Here is a 6,253-nt window from a genome sequence, read left to right on the forward strand (position 1 = left end):
GACCACCTGACAATCTCGCACCCGAGGCGTGCGGAAGCAAACCTGACCTCGGCGTCGAGCCGGCTCACCGATCGCCGGGCCGAGCCTCCGGCACCGGCTCGACACGCGGCCACCAGGCCAACGCCTCGACCCCGGCCGGAACTTCCCCGACGTTCTCTACCAGCCTCGATAGCCGTCTTCGGCCGCTGATCCGCAGTGCCGGGCGGCTGCCGCGGGTTCCGATCAAGGTGGGGGCGATACCGACCCGCATCAGTGCCGAGGCCAGTGCCGGATAGGTGTCCGGCGCGTGCGGGTCCAGCCCCAGCAGGTACCGGTCGGCCTCCGGGCTGCCCGCCGCCAACGTCCAGGCCCGCAGCTCGCGAGGCCCGGGCACCCACTGCGGCGGCACCGTCTTGACCGCGCCACGGGTCCACTGCGCGGCGATCCCGCGCAACCGGACATCCACCCCGGTCCGCACCAGCGGGGTGTTCTCCTCGCTGGTGGCGATCTCGACCGACAAACCGGCCTCGCCGATCAGCGCAGCCAGCGCCGACGCCCGCCAGGGTTGATCGACGATGACCGACAGCCGAGCACCGTCGCCGACGACCGCGATCTGGCCGGTGGTCGCCAACAACCCGGTCAGATCGGTGACGCTGGGCGGCACCGACTCTGCCGAGAAGAACGACAACTGGCTCACGTCACCGACAGTAAGCCAGGCTCGCTCACCTGCCGCACCGCCGAGCCGACCGGACCGAAACGACCCTCGGCAGCGCCCGTCCGGGAGCCGTCGAGGGTCGTCGGGCTCAGCTTGCTCAGATGGAGCGAACGCCGGTGGCCTGCGGCCCCTTGGGGCTCTGGCCGACCTCGAACTCCACCCGCTGGTTCTCCTCGAGCGTGCGGAAGCCGCTTCCCTGGATCTCCGTGTAGTGGACGAACACGTCGGCCGACCCGTCCTCGGGCGCGATGAAGCCGAAGCCCTTCTCCGCGTTGAACCACTTCACAGTTCCCTGTGGCATCTGTCGATCTGTCCTTACTCTTACTGCCGGTGCGGTGCACCGTCGGTCAGGGCACCGACTTTCGGCACCCCGGGCCTGTCCCGGCCGCTGTACCGTTGTGGGTTGGAACAGCGACCGTAACGAACATCCTGCGAAAGTTTGACACGACCACAGAAGCTACGACCGCCCAACAGTCAATCACGTTCGTCGTGTCGGCGACAGTATGGTCCGGAAATCCGTAATCGGCAGGTCACAATTGCGGCGGCAAAACTTCGAGGACACGAGAAACGATGGCGAATTTCGGTCGCGAGCTCCTGACCGCGACGCTGATCGGTACCGCGCCCGGCGAGCACCCGCTGCGCCATGTCGCCGACCTACCGGCGTCGACCGGCCGGCCCGACCGCTGGCCGGCCTGGGCTGAGCCCGACGTCGTGCGGGCGTTCACCGACCGGGGCATCCGCACCCCGTGGTCGCACCAGCTGGCCGCCGCCGAACTCGCGCATGCCGGCCGGCACGTCGTCGTCGCCACCGGCACCGCGTCGGGTAAGTCACTCGCCTATCTGCTGCCGGTACTGCACGCGCTGGCCGCCGACCCGCGGGCACGGGCGCTGTATCTCTCGCCGACCAAGGCGCTCGGCCACGACCAGCTGCGCACGGCACACGCGTTGACCGCCGCGATCCCCGGGCTGGCCGACGTGGCGCCGACCGGCTACGACGGGGACAGCGCCGGCGAGGTACGCCGGTTCGCCCGGGAACGATCCCGCTGGGTGTTCTCCAACCCGGACATGGTCCATCTCTCGATGCTGCGCAACCATGCCCGCTGGGCGGTGTTCCTGCGCAATCTACGCTTCCTCGTCGTCGACGAATGTCATTACTACCGAGGTGTTTTCGGATCTAACGTGGCGATGGTGCTGCGCCGCCTGCTGCGACTCTGCGGTCGCTACGGTGATGGGCCGGCCAACCCGGCCACCGCCTTGCCGACCGTGGTCTTCGCCAGTGCCACCACCGCGTCCCCGGGGGCCAGCGCCTCGGCGCTGATCGGCCGGCCGGTCGCCGAGGTCACCGAGGACGGCTCACCGCACGGAGCGCGCACCGTGGCGCTGTGGGAGCCCGCGCTCTGCGCCGAGCTGACCGGGGAGAACGGCGCTCCGGTGCGACGGTCCGCCGGCGCCGAAGCGGCCCGGGTGATGGCCGACCTGATCGCCGAGGGAGCGCGCACGCTGACCTTCGTGCGGTCCCGGCGCGGCGCGGAGCTCACCGCGCTGGCGGCGCGGGCCCGGCTGGGCGCGGTCGCACCCCAGCTGGTGGGCAAGGTCGCCTCGTACCGGGCCGGCTACCTCGCCGAGGACCGCCGGGCGCTGGAACGGGCGCTGGTCGACGGCGAGCTGTACGGCCTGGCCACCACCAACGCGCTGGAGCTCGGTGTCGACATCGCCGGGCTGGACGCGGTGGTGATCGCCGGATTCCCCGGGACGGTGACCTCATTCTGGCAGCAGGCCGGTCGGTCCGGCCGGCGCGGGCAGGCGGCGTTGATCGTGCTGATCGCCCGCGACGACCCACTGGACACCTACCTGGTTCATCATCCGTCGGCGCTGCTGGACCGGCCGGTCGAGCAGGTGGTGATCGATCCGGAGAACCCCTACGTGCTCGGACCGCAACTGCTCTGCGCAGCAACCGAACTGCCGCTGGAGCAGGCCGAGGTGACCCACCTGGGGGCCGAGCAGGTGGTCACCGCCCTGGTCGACGACGGACTGCTGCGCGCCCGCTCCGGCAGATACTTCCCGGCCCCCGGGCTGAACCCGCACGCCGGCGTCGACATCCGGGGGTCCGCCGGTGGTCAGATCAACATCGTGGAGGCCGACACCGGTCGGGTGCTGGGCAGCGTCGGCGCCGATCAGGCCCCGGTGCAGGTACACCGGGGCGCGGTCTACCTGCACCGGGGGGAGAGCTACCTGGTCGACTCGCTGGACACCCAGGGGGCGCTCGCCCTGGTACACGCCGAGGACCCCGGATACACGACATTCGCCCGCGAGGTCACCGACATCGAGGTCACCGGCGCTGGCGAGCGGGTCTGGTTCGGGCCGGTCAGCCTGGGCCTGGTTCCGGTCACGGTCACCCATCGCGTCGTCGGCTATCTGCGCCGGCGGCTCACCGGCGAGGTCCTCGACTTCGTCGACCTGGACATGCCGCCGTATACGCTGCCCACCACCGCGGTGGTCTACACCGTCACCGACGACGCGCTGGCCGGTTGCGGCCTCGAGCAGCGCCGGATTCCCGGCTCGCTGCACGCGGCCGAGCACGCCGCGATCGGGTTGCTTCCGTTGGTGGCCAGCTGCGACCGGGGCGACATCGGCGGCTTGTCGACGGCACTGGGTCCGGATGAACTCGGCGCACTGCCGAGCGTCTTCGTCTACGACGGTCATCCGGGCGGCGCCGGGTTCGCCGAGCGGGGTTTCCACGCGGCATCCACCTGGCTGGCCGCCACCGTCGCCACGATCGAGTCCTGCGAATGCCCGAACGGGTGTCCGTCGTGTGTGCAGTCACCCAAGTGCGGCACCGGTAACGATCCACTGGACAAAGCCGGCGCGGTGCGGCTGCTGCATCTGGTCTTGACGGAACTGAATCAAAACGGCACGTAGCGTTACGTTATCCGGATCTCGCGGAACTGTGGAGTCGGCCGTCCCCCTCCGGCGGCCGACTCCCACAAACCGCTAGTCGGCAGCCGCAATCGCAGCGCTTTCCTCGCCGTTGAAGACATAACGGTCGTGCTGTACAGCCCGGGGAACGGTCGGACGACGCGATCCGCTCCCAACCCCGGAAACCGGAGTGCACCTGAAAATACCGGGCGGGCAGATCGGTCGCAACCCGACCCGATTCGCTCGGCCCGCCGTTAAAATCTTCGCCATGGCCAACGACTGGTTGTTGGTGGAGACATTGGGCGAAGAACCGGTCGTGGTCGCTCAGGGGCGACAGCCGAAGAATCTGGTCCCGATCACTGCGTTTCTTCGCCGCAGCCCGCACCTGGCCGCGATCCAGATGGCCATCGCCGAGACGGTGGAGACCGGGCAGGGCCTGGCCAGCATCACCTCCAAGAACCGCCGGGTGATCCGCACCGAACCGGTGCAGATGTCCGACGGCCGGATACACGGCGTGCACGTCTGGTGCGGGCCGACGGAGACCGAACCGCCGGAACGGCCGCTGCCGGGTCCGGTGAAATGGGATGTGACCCTGGGCATTGCCATCGACACCCCGCAGTCGCTGATCAACCGCGGCCAGGACCCCGAGACGGGGTCGACCGAGGGCAGGGCCTTCGCCGAAGTCCTGACCGCCCGCGAGTTCAACCCCAACGACAGCAAGGTGCTCGCGCTGGCCGTGCGCGCCGAGCCGGGCCAAACAATCTGTACCTGCTGGGATCTCACCGACACGGAGGGCGCCCCGATCACCCTGTGTTTTGTCGCGCGCACGGCGCGGGAGCCCGGGGCCGACGGGCGTGGGCACCTGGTGTCGCGTGGAATGAACTGGCGCGGCGAGCAAGACGGGACAACACGACGGCCCGATCTGCTCGCCCAGCGGATCCTGAACGGACTGGCCCAGCCGGGGGTGCATCGCGCGCTGTTCGGCCTGGACGACTGGCGGATCCTGAAGTGGCTGGACGAACCGATGCCGCTCTACGACTGGCGCGATACTGTGGCCGCGCCCCGGGTACACCCCGACGACAAACCCGTCGAGGAGCGGATGGGGGCCGAGCTCGGCTCCGGGCCGACCGCCGGGGTGCTGCGGCTCCGCCGGACCGGCGGCGGCTGGGTTCCGCTGTACCTCACCGTCAACCGGGTGGAATTCGACGACGACGCCGTGGTCGGACTGGTAGCCATGCGGTTGGCGACCGACGAGGAGATCGCCGCCGCCGGGCTGCCCGGCCCTGATCCGGCGCAGTCGTAGCCCCGGCTAGGTCGGGGTGGCCGGCCCGGCGCGGGCCACGGCGCTGGCCGGGCCGAGACCCGGCACCCGGATCACCGGTGCGACTTCGACACTGACCACCACATCCAGTCCGTCGGCACCGCAGCGGAGTTGGTTCGCCCGCATTCGGCGGACGACCTGCGCCGCGCGTTCGCACGCCGCCGTGACGCCGGACGGCAGCCACCCGGCCGCGGTGACCGCGGCCAGATCGGCAACGGCCTGCGCCCGGTGCCGGCCGACCACGGCCGAGCCGAGACAGAGACCGCCGCCGGTGACGCCGAGCAGCACCGCGATCATGGCGGTCGCCAGAACCGTTGCCGCGCCGCGGTCGTCGGCACGGCGCTGACCGGAGGTGGCGCGGCTCAGCCAGGCGGTTCGACGCCGGAAACGCTCTCGGCGGTGATCGCCAGCGTGGGCAGCAGCGTCGAGCGCGCCGTCACCACCGCCACCACGAACGCGCCGTCGCTGCGCAGCTGGACTGTCGCGCCGGTGGGGGCGATGTCCCGGGCGATCCGGATCGCGGCCTGGCGATCGCCGCGGGCGGCCAGCCGGGCCGCCTCGCGTGCGGCATCGAGACAGCGCAGCTGCATCGTCACCGCGGTGAGGCCGGCCAGCGCCAGCACCAACACCGCGGCCAGGGTGACCATGGCGAACGCCGCCTCGACCGTGCTCGCCCCGGCACTGCCGGCGACGACGTTCAGACACCCGTGTTCAGCGCCCGGCCGATCACCCGGGTCAGGGCCGATACGACCGAGTCGCCGGTGACCACGGTGTACAGGATCGCCCCGAACGCGGCGGCGGCGATCGTCCCGATCGCGTACTCGACCGTCGACATCCCCGACTCGTCGGTCGCCAGCAGTGTCATCCGTCCCTGCAGGATCCGTACCACGGTGCGCCCCCGCTCTTTCACGTTCATCGACTCTCCTTCCGTTGCCACCCCGGTCCGGGGTGTTCGCGGCCGCTCCGCGAAGTCTCGACTGCGGACCGGCGGCCGGCGTCACAGCAGGCCCGATCGCAGCACGTTGCCGGCCAGTCCCGCGACCACCGGCACGATTCCCAGACAGACGAAGGCCGGCAGGAAGCAGACGCCGAGCGGCGCGGCGATCATCACCCCGGCCCGCTCGGCGGCCGCCGTCGCCGCATGGGCGGCGTCGACACGGCACTCGCTGGCAAGCTCGGCGACCCCCGCGGCCAGTGCGGTGCCGGAGGAGCCCGACCGTCGGGCCAGCCGCAGCAATGCCTGAGTCTGCTTGCCGACGTCTCGCAGCCGCCGGCCCGGCGGCGTCGACCAGGCCGCGCCCGGGTCGGCACCCAGGGCGAGC

At 70.9% G+C, this 6,253-nt stretch carries 7 protein-coding genes and 1 pseudogene; 2 read left to right on the forward strand and 6 right to left on the reverse strand.

Annotated elements, in window-relative coordinates; all coding sequences use genetic code 11:
* Positions 1-64 precede the first annotated feature (64 nt).
* Both AC2VNT_RS01045 and AC2VNT_RS01050 read right to left on the reverse strand, forming a co-directional pair.
* Positions 65-676: a hypothetical protein gene (locus tag AC2VNT_RS01045; RefSeq protein ID WP_486945093.1), complete on the reverse strand. Its 612-nt coding sequence runs from the start codon at positions 674-676 to the stop codon at positions 65-67.
* Between the two features lie 115 nt (positions 677-791).
* On the reverse strand, positions 792-995 hold the full coding sequence (locus AC2VNT_RS01050; protein WP_003925183.1) for a cold-shock protein: 204 nt from the start codon (positions 993-995) through the stop codon (positions 792-794).
* 269 nt (positions 996-1,264) lie between these two features.
* On the opposite strand from AC2VNT_RS01050, the gene AC2VNT_RS01055 reads away from it, so the two are divergent.
* Together AC2VNT_RS01055 and AC2VNT_RS01060 are read left to right on the forward strand one after the other, a co-directional pair.
* Entirely contained in the window at positions 1,265-3,613 is a 2,349-nt protein-coding gene (locus tag AC2VNT_RS01055; protein WP_486945094.1) for a DEAD/DEAH box helicase, read from the forward strand.
* Between the two features lie 265 nt (positions 3,614-3,878).
* Positions 3,879-4,913, forward strand: a complete 1,035-nt coding sequence (locus AC2VNT_RS01060) for a PAS domain-containing protein (RefSeq protein WP_486945095.1) — start codon at positions 3,879-3,881, stop codon at positions 4,911-4,913.
* Between the two features lie 6 nt (positions 4,914-4,919).
* Here AC2VNT_RS01060 and AC2VNT_RS01065 read toward each other — a convergent pair whose 3' ends face one another.
* The 4 genes and pseudogenes from AC2VNT_RS01065 to AC2VNT_RS01080 all read right to left on the reverse strand — a co-directional run.
* On the reverse strand, positions 4,920-5,228 hold the full coding sequence (locus tag AC2VNT_RS01065; RefSeq protein WP_486945096.1) for an Rv3654c family TadE-like protein: 309 nt from the start codon (positions 5,226-5,228) through the stop codon (positions 4,920-4,922).
* A gap of 65 nt (positions 5,229-5,293) precedes the next feature.
* On the reverse strand, positions 5,294-5,632 hold the full coding sequence (locus AC2VNT_RS01070; RefSeq protein WP_486945098.1) for a TadE family type IV pilus minor pilin: 339 nt from the start codon (positions 5,630-5,632) through the stop codon (positions 5,294-5,296).
* Positions 5,629-5,847 (reverse strand): DUF4244 domain-containing protein, encoded by a 219-nt coding sequence (locus AC2VNT_RS01075; protein WP_486945097.1) that lies wholly within the window; start codon positions 5,845-5,847, stop codon positions 5,629-5,631. The genes AC2VNT_RS01070 and AC2VNT_RS01075 overlap by 4 nt, the downstream gene beginning before the upstream one ends.
* An 81-nt stretch (positions 5,848-5,928) precedes the next feature.
* A pseudogene (locus AC2VNT_RS01080) lies at positions 5,929-6,253 on the reverse strand (type II secretion system F family protein); the annotation flags it as partial.

This window comes from Mycobacterium sp. TH-M15 (genome assembly GCF_057473705.1).

Bases quoted from the DNA above. Each gene is read 5' to 3' on its own strand.
- AC2VNT_RS01060 (WP_486945095.1), top strand. From the start codon at position 3,879: ATGGCCAACGACTGGTTGTTGGTGGAGACATTGGGCGAAGAACCGGTC.
- AC2VNT_RS01055 (WP_486945094.1), top strand. From the start codon at position 1,265: ATGGCGAATTTCGGTCGCGAGCTCCTGACCGCGACGCTGATCGGTACC.
- AC2VNT_RS01050 (WP_003925183.1), bottom strand. From the start codon at position 995: ATGCCACAGGGAACTGTGAAGTGGTTCAACGCGGAGAAGGGCTTCGGC.
- AC2VNT_RS01075 (WP_486945097.1), bottom strand. From the start codon at position 5,847: ATGAACGTGAAAGAGCGGGGGCGCACCGTGGTACGGATCCTGCAGGGA.
- AC2VNT_RS01065 (WP_486945096.1), bottom strand. From the start codon at position 5,228: ATGATCGCGGTGCTGCTCGGCGTCACCGGCGGCGGTCTCTGTCTCGGC.